This is a genomic window from Cellulomonas iranensis NBRC 101100 = JCM 18110 (assembly GCF_001552375.1).
Classification (GTDB): Bacteria; Actinomycetota; Actinomycetes; order Actinomycetales; family Cellulomonadaceae; genus Cellulomonas; species Cellulomonas iranensis.
Window position 1 is genome coordinate 60,059 of sequence record NZ_BCRB01000008.1, and the last position, 17,685, is coordinate 77,743.

Consider the following 17,685-nt stretch of genomic DNA (forward strand, 5'->3'; position numbering starts at 1 on the left):
CGGCGGGGCGTCCGTCGGTGCCGGGTCAGCGGGCGTAGAACTCGACGACCAGCTGGACCTCGCAGGTCACGGGGACCTCGGCGCGCTTCGGGCGGCGCACGAGCGTCGCGCTGAGCTTCTCGAGCTGGACCTCGAGGTAGCCGGGCACGGCGGGGAGCACGTCGCGGTGCGCGCCGGCGGCGGCGACCTGGAACGGCACGGTGGCCTGCGACTTGGGCTTGATCTGGATGGTCTGGCCCTCCTTCACGCGGAAGGACGGGCGGTCCACGATCTTGCCGTCGACGAGCACGTGACGGTGCGTGACGGTCTGGCGCGCCTGCAGGATCGTGCGGGCGAAGCCGGCACGGAGCACGAGCGCGTCGAGACGCGTCTCGAGGTCCTCGACCAGCGCCTCACCGGTCAGGCCCGGGGCCTTGCGGGCGTTCTCGTACGCCTTGGCGAGCTGCTTCTCGCGCAGCGCGTACTGCGCGCGCAGCCGCTGCTTCTCGCGCAGCCGGACGGCGTAGTCCGACTCGGTGCGGCGGCGCGCACGGCCGTGCTCGCCCGGGGGGTAGGGGCGCTTCTCGAAGTGCTTGACGGCCTTGGGCGTCAGGGCCAGGCCGAGCGCGCGGCTCAGGCGGACCTGGCGACGCGAGCGGGTCACGTTGCTCACAGCTGTACTTCCTGTCGTGTCTCGTGACGATCACACCCGTGCACCGGACGAGGTCCGGACGGACAGGACGTCCGACGGGTGCGGGGCCGACCACGGTGCACCCGGCACGGAACACGGGTGCGGGCTGAGGCCCCAGGGACGTCGCCCGTGCGTCGTACGCCGGGCAACCCCGCAATGCTACCCGCCGCGGGGCCGCGACCGGAAATCCCGACCCGCGGCCCCGTCGTGCGACGGCCTCGCGCCAGGTGTCGAACCTTCGAGACGAACGGGCGCGCCCGCACCGTTCGCGTCGTCAGCCGTCGCCCAGGATCGCCCGGATGCGCGCCACCCGCTCGGCCACCGACCGCTCGAACCCCCGGTCGGACGGCTCGTAGTACCGGGTGCCGACCAGCTCGTCGGGCAGGTACTGCTGCGCCGCCACGGCGTGCGGCTCGTCGTGCGCGTACACGTACCCCTTGCCGTGCCCGAGCCCCTGCGCGCCGGCGTAGTGCGCGTCCCGCAGGTGCGGCGGGACCGTCCCCATGCGGCCCGCACGCACGTCCTCCAGGGCGCGGTTGATGCCCGCGTACGACGCGTTCGACTTGGGGGCGGTCGCGACGTGCACCACGGCCTGCGCGAGGATGATCCGCGCCTCCGGCATGCCGATGAGCGCGACCGCCTGCGCCGCCGCGACGGCGGTCTGCAACGCGCTCGGGTCGGCCATGCCGACCTCCTCCGACGCGGCGATCACGACGCGCCGGGCGATGAACCGTGGGTCCTCCCCCGCGGCGACCATGCGCGCGAGGTAGTGCAGCGCCGCGTCGACGTCGGACCCGCGCATCGACTTGATGAACGCGCTCACGACGTCGTAGTGCTGGTCGCCGTCACGGTCGTAGCGGACGGCCGCCACGTCGATCGCGCGCTCCATGGTCGCCAGGTCGACGACGGCGGGCTCCGCGGGGTCGGCGTCCGGGTCGCGGTCCCCCAGCGCGGCGCCCGCCGCCGCCTCGAGGATCGTCAGCGCCTTGCGCGCGTCGCCGCCCGCGAGCCGCAGCAGGTGGTCGGCCGCGTCGTCGGTCAGCACGACCGACGCGTCCAGCCCTCGCTCGTCCTCGACCGCGCGCAGCACCAGGGACCGCACGTCGTCGGTCGTGAGCGGCTGCAGCGTGAGCAGCAGCGACCGGGACAGCAGCGGCGAGTTCACCGAGAACGACGGGTTCTCGGTCGTCGCCGCGACGAGCGTGACCCACCGGTTCTCGACGCTGGGCAGCAGCGCGTCCTGCTGGGCCTTGGTGAAGCGGTGCACCTCGTCGATGAACAGCACCGTCTCGGACCCGTCCGCCGCGAGCCGCCGACGCGCGTCCTCGACCACCGCGCGCACGTCCTTGACGCCGGCCGTCACGGCCGACAGCTCCACGAACCTCCGGCCCGACGTCGCGGCCACGAGGTAGGCGAGCGTCGTCTTGCCGGTCCCGGGCGGGCCCCACAGGATCACGGACGACGGCGCCGCGCGCCGCGCGGCCTCGTCGGCCGGCTCGACGAGCCGGCGCAGCGGCGAGCCCGCCACGAGCAGGTGCGCCTGACCGGCCACCTCCGCGAGCGTGCGCGGACGCATCCGCACCGCGAGGGGGGCGCCGGCGGAGGGCGCGGGCAGCCCCTGCGCGGTCGACGTGACCGCGTCGAACAGGTCCATGCCGCGAGCGTACGCACCGGTGCCGACGTCCGGCCCCGCGGGGCCGCGCACCGGCGCGACCTGCCACGGGGCGCCGGGACGTGCGCGGGGCGCCGCAGACCTGCGACCATGACCCGCGTGTTCGCACGCCTGGGCCGCTCGGTCGCCCACCACCCGCGCCTGACGGTCGTCGTCTGGCTGGTCCTCACGGTCGTCGGCTACGGCCTCGCCGTGCAGGGCCTGCACGGCGAGAGCCTGTTCGACCGCATGAGCACCGGCGCACCCGGCGTGCCGGGGGCGGAGTCGACCCGCGGGCAGGAGATCCTCGCCGCCGAGCGCACGACGGGCCCGGGCGTCACCCTCGTGGTCTCGGGCGTCGACCCGGCCGCACCCGAGGTCGCGGCCGCGCTCGAGCCCGCGCGCACGGAGCTGGCCGCGCTCGACGACGTCGCGTCGGTCATCGACCCGTTCGTCCTGCCCGGCGGCGTGACGAGCCCCGCGGCGGCACCGCTGCTCGCGCAGGACGGTCGCGGGTTCCTCGTGGTCGTCGAGCTGGCGCCCGACCTGGGCCCCGACGCGCAGTCCGCGGCGCTGGCGGACGTCGAGCAGCGGCTGCGCGACGTCCCCGGCGACCTGCGCGCCGTCGCGCCCGACGTGCACGGCGTCGTGGGGGCCGAGCACCTCATCGTCGAGGAGATCACCGACCAGGTCGAGCAGGACCTGCGCACGGGCGAGCTGGTCGCGCTGCCGGTCGCGCTGCTCGTCATGGTCGTCGTCTTCGGCGGCTTCCTGGCCGCCGCCATGCCCATGGCGGGTGCGCTCGCCTCCATCGCGGGCGGCCTCGGCGGGCTACTCGCGATGACGTACGTCATGGACGTCGACGCGTCCGTCGTCAACGTCGTCACCGTGCTCGGCCTGGGCCTGTCGATCGACTACGGGCTGCTCGTCGTGTCCCGGTTCCGCGAGGAGCTGCACCGGCTCGTCGACGTCGACGGCGGCGCGGGCAGCCGTCGGCGCCGCGGCGACGGACCGGTCGTCACCGCGGTCGAGCGGACCATGGCCACCGCCGGACGCACCGTCGTGTTCTCGGCCGTCACGGTCGCCGTCTCGATCGCCGGCCTCCTGGTGTTCCGACCCGAGATCCTGCGGGCCATCGGTGCCGGTGGCGTCGTCGTCGTGCTCGTCGCGGTCGCGACGGCCGTGACGCTCGTCCCCGCGCTGCTCACGCTCGCGGGCCGGCACCTCGCGCGCCCCGGGCTGCTGTCCCGCCTGCCGGTGCTGCGGCGCGCGTCGGACGTGCAGCGCGAGGACGGCGCGTTCTCGACGCTGGCCGCCCGCGTCCAGCGGCACCCGTGGTGGGTCATGCTGGGATCGGTCGTCGTGCTCGGCCTGCTGGCGTCCCCCGCGCTCGGCACGCAGCTGCGGATCAGCGGGCTCGAGCTGCTGCCCGCCGGCACCGCGCAGCGCGAGTACGTGGCGGACCTCGAGGAGAACTACCCCGGCGCGTCGTCCGCCGCCGTCACGGTCGTGGCAGCGACGTCCCTCGAGGACGCGACGGCGTGGGCCGCGGAGCTCGCCGAGCTGCCCGACGTCGCGTCCGTCGACCCGCCCGCGCCGCTCGGCTCGTACGTCGTCATCGGCGTCCGCGCCGCGACCGACGACCCGGGAGGCCCCGTCGCCGCCGACGTGGTCCGCCAGGTGCGCGCGTCCGACGTGCCGTTCGACCGCTGGGTCGTCGGGCAGGCCGCGTCGCAGATCGACTTCACCGCCTCGCTCGTCGCACGCGCGCCGCTCGCGCTGGGGATCGTGGGCGTCGCGACCCTCGTGCTGCTGTTCCTCATGACCGGGTCGGTCGTGATCCCCGTCAAGGCGCTGCTGACCAACGCGCTGTCGATCCTGGCGGCCCTGGGCGTCATGGTGTGGGGCTTCCAGGACGGCCATCTCGAGGGCCTGCTCGGCTTCGAGTCGCCCGGCGGCATCGAGACGTACGTGCTCGCGCTCGTCGTCGCGTTCGCGTTCGGGCTCGCCATGGACTACGAGGTCTTCCTGCTGTCGCGCGTGAAGGAGCTGCACGACGAGGGCATGGCGACCGACGCCGCGGTCCGCCTGGGCCTGCAGCGCTCGGGCCGCATCATCACGTCGGCCGCCGCGATCATCGTCGTGGTGTTCGCGGGCTTCGTCGCGGGCGACCTCGTGGTCATCAAGGAGGTCGGGTTCGCGCTGGCGGTCGCCGTGCTCATCGACGCGACGATCGTGCGCCTGCTGCTCGTCCCCGCCACCATGACGGTGCTCGACCGCGCGAACTGGTGGGCCCCACGCCCCCTGCGCCGGCTCTACGAGCGCTTCGCGATCCTGCACTGACGCGCGTCACCCGCGCGGCCGACGCGCCACGGCGCCGCCGTGCGGTAGGCAGGCGGGATGGCCCGGATCCCGCTCGCACGACTGGCGCCCACCGACCCCGCCGCCTACCGCCGGCTGCGGTGGCGCGCCCGCGCGTGGACCCTCGCGGTCGCGGCCGTCGTCGTGGCGATCACGACGCACATCCTCGTCCTGACGAGCTCGACCGACGCGACGACGCGCAAGTCCGCCGCCCTGGTGTTCCTGGACGGGTCGCTGCTCGTGATCCTGCTGGTGCCCGTGCTGTGGTTCCAGTGGCGCCGGTCGTTCCACGCGCGGCCGCAGCAGCTGTCGGTCGACGACGGCGACGGCACCTGGATGGGCGTCCCCGAGCTCGACGAGGCGCCCCGTCCGCACCTCACGCTCGGGTCCGGCGAGGAGGCTCCTCGCCGGTGGTGACGGTGCGCCCCGCTCAGGGGCGGTCGGCGCCCGGCGGCCCGTAGCCGGCGTTCTCGACGTCGACCGCGAACCCGAGCGACTGGTACACGTGCCGCGCGGCCGCGTTGTCCGCGTACATCCCGAGCGACGCCCACGGCGCCCCGCCCTCGAGGGCGCGTCGCGTCGCGACGGCGGTGAGCGCGGTCCCCAGGCCCCGGCCGCGTGCCGCGGGCACGACGCCGAGGCCGTGCAGGTGGACCGAGCGCGCGCCGTCCACGCCGCCGCGCCACGCGACGCCGATCACGCCGAGCAGGTCGTCGTGATCGCCCTCGACGCCCCACCAGGCTGCGTCGTCGTCGGCGCCGGGCCGCGCCTGCGTCGTGGGGTTGGCGGCGTCCAGGCACGCGGCGATCGCCGGGGCGTCGCGGTCCGGGTCGAGCGCACGCACGGCGCCCTCGCCCTCCACTGGCCGCGGCGGTGCGGCGCTCGTCAACCGGTCCCACGCCGTGCGGCGCACGACGCCCGCGGCCGCGAGCGCCTCGGGCGGGACCGGCACGTCGCGCGGTGCGGTGACCCACCGCGCCCCCGCCGCGTGCGCGACCAACGCCGGCGGGAGCAGCGTCGCGAGGGACCCCGGGTCGCCGACCGCCCACACGGCGGGCCCGTCCCCGACGTCGCGCACGAGGACGGCCGCGTGGTCGTCGGACGCCACGACGCACGCCGCGGCCCAGCGCTCCCGGTCGGACAGGACGTCGCGCCGGGTGCGCAGGGCCGCGGGCAGCCGGGCGAGGAGCCCGTCGGTCACGCGGTGGCGGGTGCCTCGGGCGCCGCGTCCGCCGCCTTCGGCTGCTTCGGCTTCGCGTCGACGCCGGTCTCGCGCCGCTGCTCGACCGAGATCGGCGCGGGGGCACCCGTCAGCGGGTCGTAGCCGCCGCCCGACTTGGGGAACGCGATGACCTCGCGGATGGACTCCGAGCGCGTCAGCAGGGCCGTGATGCGGTCCCAGCCGAACGCGATCCCGCCGTGCGGCGGCGCGCCGAACTGGAACGCGTCGAGCAGGAAGCCGAACTTCTCCTGGGCCTCCTCGGGGCCGATGCCCATGACCTCGAACACGCGCTGCTGCACGTCACGGCGGTGGATACGGATCGAGCCGCCGCCGATCTCGTTGCCGTTGCACACGATGTCGTACGCGTACGCGAGCGCGGCCCCCGGGTCCTCCTCGAAGCGGTCGACCCACTCGGGGGTGGGCGAGGTGAACGCGTGGTGCACGGCGGTCCACGCGCCGCCGCCGACCGCGACGTCGTCGTCCTCGCCCGTCGGCTTGAACAGCGGGGCGTCGACGACCCACACGAACGACCACGCGTCCTCGTCGATCAGCCCGCCGCGGCGGCCGATCTCCAGGCGGGCGGCGCCCAGCAGCGCGCGGGCCTCCGTCGCCTTCCCGGCGGCGAAGAACACCGCGTCGCCGGGCTGCGCGCCGACCGCGGCCGCGAGGCCGGCCCGCTCGGCGTCGGTGATGTTCTTGGCGACCGGGCCGCCGAGCTCGCCGTCCTCGCCCACCGTGACGTAGGCCAGGCCCTTGGCGCCGCGCTGCTTGGCCCACTCCTGCCACGCGTCGAACCCGCGGCGCGGCGTGCTCGCCCCGCCCGGCTGGACGACCGCGCCCACGTACGGCGCCTGGAACACGCGGAACGGCGTCTCCGCGAAGTACGACGTGAGGTCCGTCAGCTCGAGCCCGAACCGCAGGTCGGGCTTGTCGGTGCCGTAGCGCTCCATCGCGTCGGCGTAGGTCATGCGCGGGATCGGCGTGGTGATCTCGTGGCCGATGAGCCGCCACAGCGCGGTGAGGACGGCCTCGGCGAGCTCGATGACGTCGTCCTGGTCGACGAAGCTGGCCTCGACGTCGAGCTGCGTGAACTCGGGCTGCCGGTCGGCGCGGAAGTCCTCGTCGCGGTAGCAGCGCGCGATCTGGTAGTAGCGCTCGAGGCCCGCGACCATGAGCAGCTGCTTGAACAGCTGCGGCGACTGCGGGAGCGCGTACCAGGAGCCCGGCGCGAGGCGCGCGGGCACGACGAAGTCGCGCGCGCCCTCGGGGGTCGAGCGCGTGAGCGTCGGGGTCTCGACCTCGACGAAGCCGCGGTCGTCGAGCACGCGGCGCGCGGCCTGGCTCACCTGGGCGCGCAGGCGCAGCGCGTGCGCGGGGCCCTGGCGGCGCAGGTCGAGGTAGCGGTAGCGCAGACGCGCCTCCTCGCCGACCGGCTCGTCGACCGACGCGGACACCTGGAAGGGCAGCGGCGCGGACTCGTTGAGCACGACGACCTCGTGCGCGACGACCTCGACCTCGCCCGTCGCGAGGTTCGCGTTCTCGTTGCCCTCGGGGCGTCGCCCGACCTCGCCGGTGACCTGCAGCACGTACTCGGCCCGCAGGCCGTGCGCGACGGCCTCGTCGCGGATGACGACCTGGGCGATGCCCGACGCGTCCCGCAGGTCGACGAACGCCACGCCGCCGTGATCGCGCCGCCGGTCCACCCAGCCCGTGAGGGTGACGGTGGTGCCGATGTGCTCGGCTCGCAGCGAGCCGGCGGTGTGGGTGCGCAGCACGGGAGGAGGTCCTTCGGGTCGGGTGCACGACGCCCGGTCGGGCGTCCGGACGATCCTAGTCGCGCCGCAGGGTCGCGGGCCGCACGCATTCGCCCGCCACCGGGCCGCGCCACGGCGCACGGCCGGCGTCAGAACAGGGTCGGCACGGGCGCCGCCGCCTCGACCCGGTCGGCCTCCCCGGCCCCGCCCGCCCGCGCGCGCCACGCCCGACGGTCCTCGCCCGCGCCGAAGCCGTGCCGCGCGAGCGCGGGTGCGACGCGCGCGTCGAGCCAGCGCTGGTAGTCGCGCGGGACGTACGCGCCGTCGCCGTACAGGCGCCGGTACCGCGGCAGCAGCGCGGGCCGGTGGGTGCGCAGCCAGTCCCCCATCACGGCCTTCACCGCACCGCGCAGGTGCAGCGCGAGGACGGTCACCGACGTCGCGCCGGCGTCACGGACGGCGCGCAGCAGCGCGTCGAGGTGCTCGTCGTCGTCGGTCAGCCACGGCAGCACGGGCGCGACGAGCACGCCGCACGCGAGTCCCGCGTCGCGTGCCGCCCGCACCAGCTCGAGCCGCGCGCGCGGCGTGGGCGTGCCGGGCTCGAGCGCGGCCTGGAGCTCCTCGTCGACCGTCGCGAGGGACACGCTGACCGCGACGGCGCCACCGGCGGCCACCACGTCGCCCAGCTGCGGCAGGTCGCGCCGCAGCAACGTGCCCTTGGTGAGGACCGACAGCGGCGTGCCGGAGCCCGCGAGCGCGTCGATGATCCCGGGCATGAGCCGGTAGCGCCCCTCGGCGCGCTGGTAGGGGTCGGTGTTGGTGCCGAGGGCGACGTGCTCGCGCCGCCAGGACGCCCGGGTGACCTCGGCGCGCAGCACCTCGACGACGTTGGTCTTGACGACGATCTGCGTCTCGAAGTCGCGGCCGGCGTCCAGGTCGAGGTACTCGTGCGTGGGCCGGGCGAAGCAGTAGGCGCACGCGTGCAGGCACCCGCGCATCGGGTTGACGGTCCACCGGAACGGCACGGCGGAGGCGTCAGGGACGCGGTTGAGCGCGCTGCGGCACAGCACCTCGTGGAACGTCACGCCCGCGAAGTCGGGCGTGCGGACGCTGCGCACCAGGCCGGGCAGGGCCCGCAGCTCGAGGCCCGGCAGCGCACCGGCGTCGACCTCCTGGGTCTTCTGGGCGTCCCATCGCACCGCACGAGTCGAACACGTGTTCGAACCGATGTCAACGAGGTGTCCCGATGCGGACGGCGACCGCCGTGACCGTCGGCGCCGCAGGCGCCGACGAGAAGCCGAACCGCACGGCCGGCTCGACGCGGCGCAGCGGCCCGAGCGCGCGGCCGCCCCACGTGGCCTCGAGCGCGACCACCGCGTGCTGGTCGCGCGCGGCGTAGGTCTCGGGCGAGCCGTCGCGCCCCGTGCCGCGCGTGCGGACGCCCGGCACGACCAGGCCCGCGACGGCGTCCACCACCGGGGCCGTCAGCGGCAGGTCGACCAGGCGGGGCGGCAGCGCGCGCAGCGCGACCCCGACGGCCGTGCGGGCGCCCACCGTCAGACGCGCGTCGAGCGGCCCCGCGACGACGGTCCACGTGCGGGCGTCCGCGTCGGGGACGACGCGCACGTCGACCAGGTGGACCGCGTCGAACGTGTACAGCCGCTCGACGAGCGCCGCGACGTCGGGCCGTGGCGCGAGCAGCACACGTGTGCCGTCGGGTCGTTCGACCATGACGTCGGCGAACGCGCCGAGCGGTGACCGCAGCCAGCGCCCGACCACGAGTCGCGTGCCCTCGGCCGTGCCGACGCCGGCGATGTGGCCGCGCAGCGTGAGCGGACCGGTGGCGGGGACGTGCTCGCGCGGGGTCACGCGCACACGCTAGGCACGCCGGGTCCCCGGCGCGCGCCGGCACCGCCGACGGACGGCGGGACGGCCCGGCGGACACGTGCGCGCCGGTGCCCCCCGCACCGCACGCCTGTCCGTCGGTGGCCGATCCCGACGCGTGCCCGCGCCGGTCGGCGGTCGAGGCCGGCGCGCCCGGTCAGCCCGCGACGACGCGCGGCAGGAGGTCCTCGGCGGGCGGCGTCCACGACGCGGCGTCGGCGACGACCTGCTCGCCCGAGCGGATGTCCTTCACCTCGTCCTGCCGCGGCGCGCCGTCGTCGGTGGTGTCGCCGACGAACCACACGAACGGGATGCCGCGCCGGTCGGCGTGGCGGATCTGCTTGCCGAACTTCGCGGCGCTGGGCGCGACCTCCGTCGGCACGCCGCGCGCGCGCAGCGCGGCCGCGACGGCGTCGGACTGCGCGCGCCGCTCCTCGCTCGTGACGGCGACGAGCACGGCGGTCGGCACCGAGCGGGTCGCGCGCACGAGGCCGGCCGAGAGCAGACGCGACACGAGCCGCGAGACGCCGATCGACAGGCCGACCCCGGGGTAGGTGGTCGCGCCGTCGGACGCGAGCGTGTCGTAGCGCCCGCCCGAGCAGATCGAGCCGAGGTCCTCGTGGCCGACGAGCACGGTCTCGTAGACCGACCCCGTGTAGTAGTCGAGGCCGCGCGCGATGCGCAGGTCGGCGACCACCACGCCCGGCGCCCGCTCGGCCGCCGCGGCGACGAGCGCACCGAGCTCGGCGAGCCCCTCCTCGAGCAGGTCGGTGGACGCGTCGTGCCGTGCCGCGATCTCGCGGACGCGGTCGACGACCGTGGCGTCCTCGCCGCGGACGCCCGCGAGCTCGAGGCACGCGGCGGCCTGCGCGGCGGACGCGCCGGCCTCGGCCACGAGCAGCTCGGCGACGGCGTCGGGGCCGATCTTGTCGAGCTTGTCGATGCCGCGCAGGACGGCCTCGACGACGTCGAGCCCGAGGCCGCGGTAGAACCCCTCGGCGACCTTGCGGTTGTTCACGAGGATCCGCACGGGCGGCACGCCGAGGTCCCGCAGCGCGCCGAGCGCGTCGGCCATGACGAGCGGGAGCTCGACCTCGTAGTGGTACGGCAGCGCGCCCGCGCCGACCACGTCGATGTCCGCCTGCACGAACTCCCGGAACCGGCCGTCCTGCGGGCGCTCGCCGCGCCAGACCTTCTGGATCTGGTAGCGCCGGAACGGGAACGCGAGGTGCCCGGCGTTCTCGAGCACGTACCGCGCGAACGGCACGGTGAGGTCGAAGTGCAGGCCGAGCTGCCCGGCGCGCTCGGCGGGTGCGTCCGGGTCCTCCTGGAGCCGGCGCAGCACGTAGACCTCCTTGGAGGTCTCGCCCTTGCGCAGCAGCTGGTCGAGCGGCTCGACGGCCCGCGTCTCGATGCCCGCGAACCCGTGGAGCTCGAACGTGCGGCGCAGCACGTCGAGCACGTGCTGCTCGACGATGCGCCCCTCGGGCAGCCACTCGGGGAATCCGGACAGGGGTGTGGGTCGCGCCATGGCTCCGATGATCCCAGACGTGCGGAGCGCCTCGTGCACGGTCCGCGGGCCGGTCGTCAGCGCACGGCGCGCAGGTACGGGTTGGTGGCGAGCTCGGTCGCCACGTCGGTCGCGGGGCCGTGCCCGGGCAGCACGCGCGCGGCGCGCGGCAGGGCACCGACGACGTCGCGCAGCGTGGTCGCCATCGCGGCCGGGTCGCCGCCGGGCAGGTCGGTGCGCCCGACGCTCCCGGCGAACAGCACGTCGCCGCTGAGCACGACCGGCTCGGGGGCGTCGTCGCCCAGGACGTAGAGCGTCGAGCCCTCGGTGTGGCCCGGCGCGTGCCGGGCCGTGAGCCGCACGCCGCCGAGGTCGAGCACCGTGTCCGGTGAGCGGTCGCCGTCCGCCGTGCCGAACGTCTCGACGTGCGCGGGCGCGTGCCACGAGCCGAGGTCGACGCCCGCGGCGGCCAGCGCCTGCGCGAGCGGACCGGTCGGGTCGTGCCGCGGGTCGAGCACGCCCAGGCTCCCGAACGGGTCGTCGAGCCGGTACGCGTCGCCCGCGTGCAGCAGCACCGGCACGCCGAACGCGTCGGCGAGCGCCGGGGCGTCCCACGTGTGGTCGGCGTGCCCGTGCGTGACGAGCACCGCGCGCGGGTGCAGGTCACGCTCGGCGACGGCGCGGCGCACCTGCTCCCCCGCACCGGCCCCCGGGTCGACGACCACGCACGTGCCGTCGTCCGCGACGACCACCGAGCAGCGTGCCGCGAAGACCGGTGCGACGAGCGTGAGGATCTGCATGCGGCCACGCTAGACGAGGGCCGCGACGCACCGGCGCGCGCGTCGCGGCACGGGTGCACGGCGACGGCCCCGCCTTGCCTAGACTGTCGGGGTCCGGCACCAGGTCCGCCGGAGCCGGGCCGCACGGCCCGGGCCGCAGAAGGCACGGCGCACCCCGCCGGCACGACGAGTCGAGGAGAGCGGTGTCTTCGAAGCGCGAGCGCGAGAACGCGCACCGCCGGCACGAGAAGTGGCAGGCGCGTCAGGTCGAGGCGCAGCGCGCGCGGCAGCGGCGCACGCGCACGGTCGCCGTCGGCGTCGTCGGGGTGCTCGCGCTCGGCATCGGCGTCGCCGCGGTCGCGGGCCTCACGCGCGGCGGCGAGCCCGTCGAGGCCGCACCGACCGGCGCGGCCACGGCACCCGCGGCCCTGCCCGCACGGACCGGCAACGGCGGCGCCGTGCCCGACCCGGCGCTCGCCGAGGGCCGCACGTGGACCGGGACGCTGCGCACGTCCGCCGGTGAGATCGGCGTCGAGCTCGACGGCGCGGCCGCGCCGCAGGCGGTCGCGAACTTCGTGACCCTGGCGGACGAGGGCTACTTCGACGACACCCTGTGCCACCGCCTCGTCACGACCGGCATCCACGTGCTGCAGTGCGGCGACCCGACGGCGACCGGCCAGGGCGGCCCGGGCTACGCGTGGGGCCCGGTCGAGAACGCCCCGGCCGACGACGTCTACCCGGCGGGCACCATCGCCATGGCGCGCGTCAGCGGCGACGGTGCCTCGATGGGCTCCCAGTTCTTCCTCGTCTACGAGGACTCGCAGATCCCGTCCGACGCGGCGGGTGGTTACACCGTGTTCGGCCGCATCACGTCCGGTCTGGACGTCGTGCAGGCCATCGCTGACGCGGGGACCCAGGACGGCAGCGAACGTCCGGTCACCGACGTCACCATCGAGGGAGTGGAGATCCAGTGACCGAGCACCCGACGACGCCGTCCGTGGACGACGCCGAGCAGGCTCCCCCCCTCGCGGGTGACGCGCCGGCACCCGAGGCCGAGGCCGCGCCCGACGTCGTGCAGGACGCGCCCGAGGCCGTCGAGCCGGCCGCCGCTCCCGAGCCGCAGGGCGCGACGACGTCCGACGACGCCGCGCCCGGCGACGGCGCGCCTGCCGAGAGCACGCCAGACGAGAGCACGCCCGCTGACGACACGCCCGTCGAGGGCACGGACGGCGACGCCGCGCAGGCCCCCGCCGACGTCACCGAGACGCCTGCGGGCACCGACGCACCGGACGCCGCGCAGGCACCGGAGACGGCGGCGACCGCGGCACCGGCCACCGAGGCGGAGCCCGCGGCCGAGCCGGAGGCGGCGGAGACGGCCGCCGCCAATGCGGAGGCGCCCGTCGCCTCGGGCGCCCCGCGCCCGCGTCCCCGCCCGGGCGGTCCGCGCCCCACCCCGGCCTCGCTGCGACCCGGTCCGCGCCCGGCGGGCGCCGCGGCACCAGCGACCCCCGCGGTGCCGGTGCCCACGCCCGACGAGGAGGCCGAGGCGGCGCGAGCCGCCACGTTCGGTCGCGTCGACGAGGACGGCACGGTGCACGTCGTCGAGGCCGCGGGCGAGCGCGTCGTGGGCCAGTTCCCGGGCGCGAGCGCGCCCGAGGCGCTCGCGCTGTACGTGCGGCGCTTCCTCGACCTGCAGGCCAAGGTCGCGCTGTTCGAGGCCCGGCTGTCCGCGACCGACCTCTCGGTCAAGGAGATCGACCAGACCCTCACGCGTCTCACCGAGGAGCTCGCCGAGCCCGCTGCGGTCGGGGACCTCGACGGGCTGCGTACGCGGCTCGAGGGCCTGCGCGAGCGTGCGCGCGAGCGACGCGCCCAGGCCGAGGCCGAGCGCGCCGCGGCCCGCGAGGCCGCGATCGCCGCCCGGACGCAGATCGTCGAGCAGGCCGAGAAGATCGCCGCGACCGACCCGTCGCGCATCCAGTGGCGTCCGGCGGGCGAGCAGCTGCGCTCGCTCCTCGACCAGTGGAAGGACGCGCAGCGCTCGGGCCCGCGCATCGACCGCCCCACCGAGGAGTCCCTCTGGAAGCGGTTCAGCCACGCGCGCACGACGTTCGACCGCGAGCGGCGGCACTTCTTCGCCGAGCTCGAGTCGCGCAACGCCGACGCGAAGGCCGCCAAGGAGCAGCTCGTCGCGGAGGCCGAGGCGCTGTCCACGAGCACCGAGTGGGGTGCCACGTCGGCGGCGTACCGCGACCTCATGACGCGCTGGAAGGCCGCGGGCCGCGCCAGCCGCCAGGTCGACGACGCGCTGTGGGCCCGGTTCCGCACGGCGCAGGACGCGTTCTTCGCGGCCCGCGACGCCGCGAACCAGGCCGTCGACGAGGAGTTCCGCGCCAACCTCGAGGTCAAGGAGGCGCTGCTGGTCGAGGCCGAGGCGCTCCTGCCCGTGCGTGACCTCGCCGCAGCGAAGGCCGCGCTCCGCTCGCTCCAGGACCGCTGGGACGCGGCGGGCAAGGTCCCGCGCGCCGACCTGCAGCGCGTCGAGGGTCGCATGCGCGCCGTCGAGAACGCGATCCGCGACGCCGACTCCGCGCAGTGGCGCCGGACCAACCCCGAGACGCGTGCCCGCGCCGAGGGAGCGGCGGCACAGCTCGAGCAGGCCATCGCCGGGCTCGAGGCCGACCTCGAGAAGGCCCGCGCCGCCGGCGACCAGCGGAAGATCGCCGACGCGCAGGCCGCGCTCGACGCGCGTCGCGCGTGGCTCGAGCAGGTGCAGCGCGCCGCGGACGACGCCCGCGGCTGATCCGCCGTCCACAGGATGCCCGTCCGCTCCCCCGCCCGGGGAGGCGGGCGGGCATCCTGCGTACGTGAGCACACCCGCACCGCCCGTCGTCCCCGCCGTCCCCCGCGCGCTGCGGCAGCTGCGTCCGGGGCCGCGCCCCGGCCGCTCGGTGGTGCACCGCGCCGACGTGTCGTCGCTCGAGTGGGCCGGGCTGCTCCGTGACGGCCTGATCACCCCGGTGTGGGGCGGTGCGGCGCGCGTGGCGGCGTGCACCGAGGACCCCGCGGTGCGGGTCGCCGCGCTGGCCGCGCTCGTGCCGGAGCGCGGCGTGATCGGCCGTGCGACGGCCGTCTGGGTGCACGTCGGGGGTCCGTCCCCCGCGCGGGCGGACGTGCTGGTGCGCACGCGTGCGCGACGTCCCGACCCCCACCCGGACCGGCGCACCCACGAGGCGGAGCTGTCGGACGCGGACGTCCTGACGATCGACGGCGTGCGCGTGACCACGGTGCTGCGCACGGCGCTGGACGTCGCCCGCTGGCTGCCCCCGGCGCAGTCGCTGCCGCTGCTGCGGGCGCTGCGCGACGTGGGGCTCGACACCGGTCGCGCGGCGCGGGCCGCGGCGTCCCTGCACGGCGGCCGCGGCGTCCGCCGCGCGCGTCACGTCCTCGCGCAGGTCGCCGACGAGCGCACCACCGCCGGGGGCGAGCGTGCGCCCGGTGGCGCTCAGGCGCGGATCGCGGGCTCCTCGGCCCCGCGCGACCCGGTGATCCGGTAGACGTCGAACACTCCCTCGATGCGACGCACGGCGGACAGCACCGACGCGAGGTGCGACGGCTCGGCCATCTCGAAGACGAAGCGGGACAGCGCGACGCGGTCGCGGGACGTCGACACCGACGCCGACAGGATGTTGACGTGGTGGTCGGACAGCACGCGCGTCACGTCGGACAGCAGCCGCGAGCGGTCGAGCGCCTCGACCTGGATCTGCACGAGGAACAGCTGCGAGCTCGTGTGCGACCAGGACACCTCGACGATGCGCTCGGGCTGGTTCCGCAGCGCCTCGACGTTGAGGCAGTCGGAGCGGTGGACCGAGACGCCGGCACCGCGCGTCACGAAGCCGACGATGTCGTCGCCCGGCACGGGCGTGCAGCACTTCGCGAGCTTGACCCACACGTCGCCGACGCCCTTGACGACCACGCCCGGGTCGCCGGTGCGCACGCGCCGCGCGGTCGCGCCCGGACGCGCGGTCTCGGCGATGTCCTCCTCGGCGGCGGGCTCGCCGCCGAGCGAGTGCACGAGCCGCTGAACGACCGACGCGGCCGACGCCTGCCCCTCGCCCACGGCCGCGTACAGCGCGGAGACGTCGGCGTACCGCATCTCGTGCGCGAGCGCGACGAGGGCCTCGTGCGACATGAGGCGCTGGATCGGCAGGTTCTGCTTGCGCATCGCCTTGGCGATGGCGTCCTTGCCGTGCTCGATCGCCTCCTCGCGCCGCTCCTTGGTGAACCACTGGCGGATCTTGTTGCGCGCGCGGGGGCTCTTGACGAACGCGAGCCAGTCGCGGCTGGGGCCGGCGGTCTCGGAGCGCGAGGTGAAGACCTCGACGACGTCGCCGTTCTCGAGGACCGAGTCCAGCGGCACGAGGCGACCGTTGACGCGCGCACCCATGGTGCGGTGACCGACGTCGGTGTGGACGGCGTACGCGAAGTCGACCGGTGTGGCGCCGGACGGCAGCGCCTGCACGTCGCCCTTGGGCGTGAAGACGTAGACCTCGGCCCCGGCGATCTCGTCGCGCAGCAGGTCGAGGAACTCGGTGGGGTCGGCCGTCTCGCGCTGCCAGTCGACGAGCTGACGCAGCCACGTCATGTCGTTGCCCGCCGTGTCCGGCTGGCCGCTCTTGGCCGTCTCCTTGTACTTCCAGTGCGCCGCGACGCCGTACTCGGCCCGGCGGTGCATGTCGTGCGTGCGGATCTGGATCTCGACGGGCTTGCCGCCCGGCCCGATCACGGTCGTGTGCAGCGACTGGTAGAGGTTGAACTTGGGCATCGCGATGTAGTCCTTGAACCGGCCGGGGACCGGGTTCCACCGCGCGTGCAGCGCACCGAGTGCCGCGTAGCAGTCGCGCACCGTGTCGACCAGGACGCGCACGCCCACGAGGTCGTAGATGTCTGCGAAGTCGCGGCCGCGCACGATCATCTTCTGGTAGATCGAGTAGTAGTGCTTCGGGCGGCCCGTGACCGTCGCCTTGATCTTCGCGGCGCGCAGGTCCGTCCCGACCTGCTCCCGCACGGTCGCGAGGTACTCCTCGCGCGCGGGGGCCCGCTCGGCGACGAGGTGCACGATCTCGTCGTAGACCTTGGGGTACAGCGTCGCGAACGACAGGTCCTCGAGCTCCCACTTGATCGTGTTCATGCCGAGCCGGTGCGCGAGCGGCGCGTAGATCTCGAGGGTCTCGCGGGCCTTCTTCTCGGCGGACGCCGACGACACGAACTTCCACGTCCGCGCGTTGTGCAGGCGGTCCGCGAGCTTGATGACGAGCACGCGGATGTCACGCGACATCGCGACGACCATCTTGCGCACCGTCTCGGCCTGCGCCGCGTCGCCGTACGCGACCTTGTCGAGCTTCGTGACACCGTCGACCAGCATCGCGACCTCGGGCCCGAACTCGCGGCGCAGCTGGTCGAGCGAGTAGTCGGTGTCCTCGACGGTGTCGTGCAGCAGCGCGGCGACGAGCGTCGAGGGCGTCATGCCCAGCTCGGCGAGGATCGTCGCGACCGCGACCGGGTGCGTGATGTACGGGTCGCCGCTCTTGCGCAGCTGCCCGCGGTGCGCCTGCTCGGCGACGACGTAGGCCTGCTCGATGCCGGTGAGGTCGGCCTTCGGGTGGTTGGTGCGGACGGCCTGCAGCACCGGCTCGAGGGCGGGGTACGCCGGACCGGACCTGCCCGACAGCCGCGCGAGACGGGCCCGCACGCGGCTCGTCGAGCCCGTCGAGGGTTCCGGCTCGCCCTGCCGCGCCGTGCCCGTGGAGGGTGTGGCCGGGGCGCCGTGCGCGCCGCGCGGCGGGGTCGCGGG

Annotated in this window: 14 protein-coding genes; 5 read left to right on the forward strand and 9 right to left on the reverse strand. The window is 75.6% G+C overall.

Features of this window, described 5'->3' with window-relative positions; all coding sequences use genetic code 11:
- Positions 1-25: 25 nt before the first annotated feature.
- Both rpsD and CS2_RS02705 read right to left on the reverse strand, forming a co-directional pair.
- Positions 26-652 (reverse strand): 30S ribosomal protein S4, encoded by a 627-nt coding sequence (rpsD, locus tag CS2_RS02700; protein ID WP_052748197.1) that lies wholly within the window; start codon positions 650-652, stop codon positions 26-28.
- A 292-nt stretch (positions 653-944) separates the two neighbouring features.
- The gene (locus CS2_RS02705; RefSeq protein ID WP_070318794.1) at positions 945-2,324 is read right to left on the reverse strand and encodes a replication-associated recombination protein A; all 1,380 of its coding nucleotides are present in this window, start codon (positions 2,322-2,324) and stop codon (positions 945-947) included.
- Between the two features lie 108 nt (positions 2,325-2,432).
- On the opposite strand from CS2_RS02705, the gene CS2_RS02710 reads away from it, so the two are divergent.
- Positions 2,433-4,664, forward strand: a complete 2,232-nt coding sequence (locus tag CS2_RS02710) for an MMPL family transporter (protein WP_070318783.1) — start codon at positions 2,433-2,435, stop codon at positions 4,662-4,664.
- A gap of 57 nt (positions 4,665-4,721) precedes the next feature.
- Positions 4,722-5,099, forward strand: coding sequence for a hypothetical protein (locus tag CS2_RS02715; protein ID WP_070318784.1), 378 nt, complete (start codon positions 4,722-4,724; stop codon positions 5,097-5,099).
- Positions 5,100-5,112: 13 nt separating this feature from the next.
- On the opposite strand, the gene CS2_RS02720 is transcribed toward CS2_RS02715, so the two are convergent.
- The 6 genes from CS2_RS02720 to CS2_RS02745 form a co-directional block, all read right to left on the reverse strand.
- On the reverse strand, positions 5,113-5,883 hold the full coding sequence (locus CS2_RS02720) for a GNAT family N-acetyltransferase (protein WP_070318785.1): 771 nt from the start codon (positions 5,881-5,883) through the stop codon (positions 5,113-5,115).
- Entirely contained in the window at positions 5,880-7,679 is a 1,800-nt protein-coding gene (gene aspS / locus CS2_RS02725; protein ID WP_070318786.1) for an aspartate--tRNA ligase, read from the reverse strand. Before aspS ends, CS2_RS02720 begins: the two co-directional genes overlap by 4 nt.
- Positions 7,680-7,807: 128 nt before the next feature.
- Positions 7,808-8,857 carry an Rv2578c family radical SAM protein gene (locus tag CS2_RS02730; RefSeq protein ID WP_070318787.1) on the reverse strand — a complete coding sequence of 350 codons (1,050 nt, stop codon included), beginning with the start codon at positions 8,855-8,857 and terminating at the stop codon, positions 7,808-7,810.
- 31 nt (positions 8,858-8,888) lie between these two features.
- Positions 8,889-9,527 carry a hypothetical protein gene (locus CS2_RS02735; protein ID WP_070318795.1) on the reverse strand — a complete coding sequence of 213 codons (639 nt, stop codon included), beginning with the start codon at positions 9,525-9,527 and terminating at the stop codon, positions 8,889-8,891.
- Positions 9,528-9,699: 172 nt separating this feature from the next.
- Complete coding sequence (hisS, locus tag CS2_RS02740) at positions 9,700-11,073, reverse strand: histidine--tRNA ligase (protein ID WP_070318788.1); 1,374 nt, start codon at positions 11,071-11,073, stop codon at positions 9,700-9,702.
- Positions 11,074-11,129: 56 nt separating this feature from the next.
- Positions 11,130-11,852 (reverse strand): MBL fold metallo-hydrolase, encoded by a 723-nt coding sequence (locus CS2_RS02745; RefSeq protein WP_070318789.1) that lies wholly within the window; start codon positions 11,850-11,852, stop codon positions 11,130-11,132.
- 182 nt (positions 11,853-12,034) lie between these two features.
- On the opposite strand from CS2_RS02745, the gene CS2_RS02750 reads away from it, so the two are divergent.
- The 3 genes from CS2_RS02750 to CS2_RS02760 all read left to right on the forward strand — a co-directional run bounded on the left by CS2_RS02750 (position 12,035) and on the right by CS2_RS02760 (position 15,388).
- Complete coding sequence (locus CS2_RS02750; protein ID WP_046528338.1) at positions 12,035-12,805, forward strand: peptidylprolyl isomerase; 771 nt, start codon at positions 12,035-12,037, stop codon at positions 12,803-12,805.
- Positions 12,802-14,634, forward strand: a complete 1,833-nt coding sequence (locus tag CS2_RS02755) for a DUF349 domain-containing protein (RefSeq protein WP_070318790.1) — start codon at positions 12,802-12,804, stop codon at positions 14,632-14,634. Before CS2_RS02750 ends, CS2_RS02755 begins: the two co-directional genes overlap by 4 nt.
- A 64-nt stretch (positions 14,635-14,698) precedes the next feature.
- Positions 14,699-15,388: a hypothetical protein gene (locus CS2_RS02760; protein ID WP_070318791.1), complete on the forward strand. Its 690-nt coding sequence runs from the start codon at positions 14,699-14,701 to the stop codon at positions 15,386-15,388.
- Here the strand turns inward: CS2_RS02760 and CS2_RS02765 are convergent.
- Positions 15,337-17,685, reverse strand: a 2,349-nt coding sequence (locus CS2_RS02765) for a RelA/SpoT family protein (RefSeq protein WP_070318796.1), incomplete at its 5' end; no start/stop codon positions are given. The genes CS2_RS02760 and CS2_RS02765 overlap by 52 nt on opposite strands.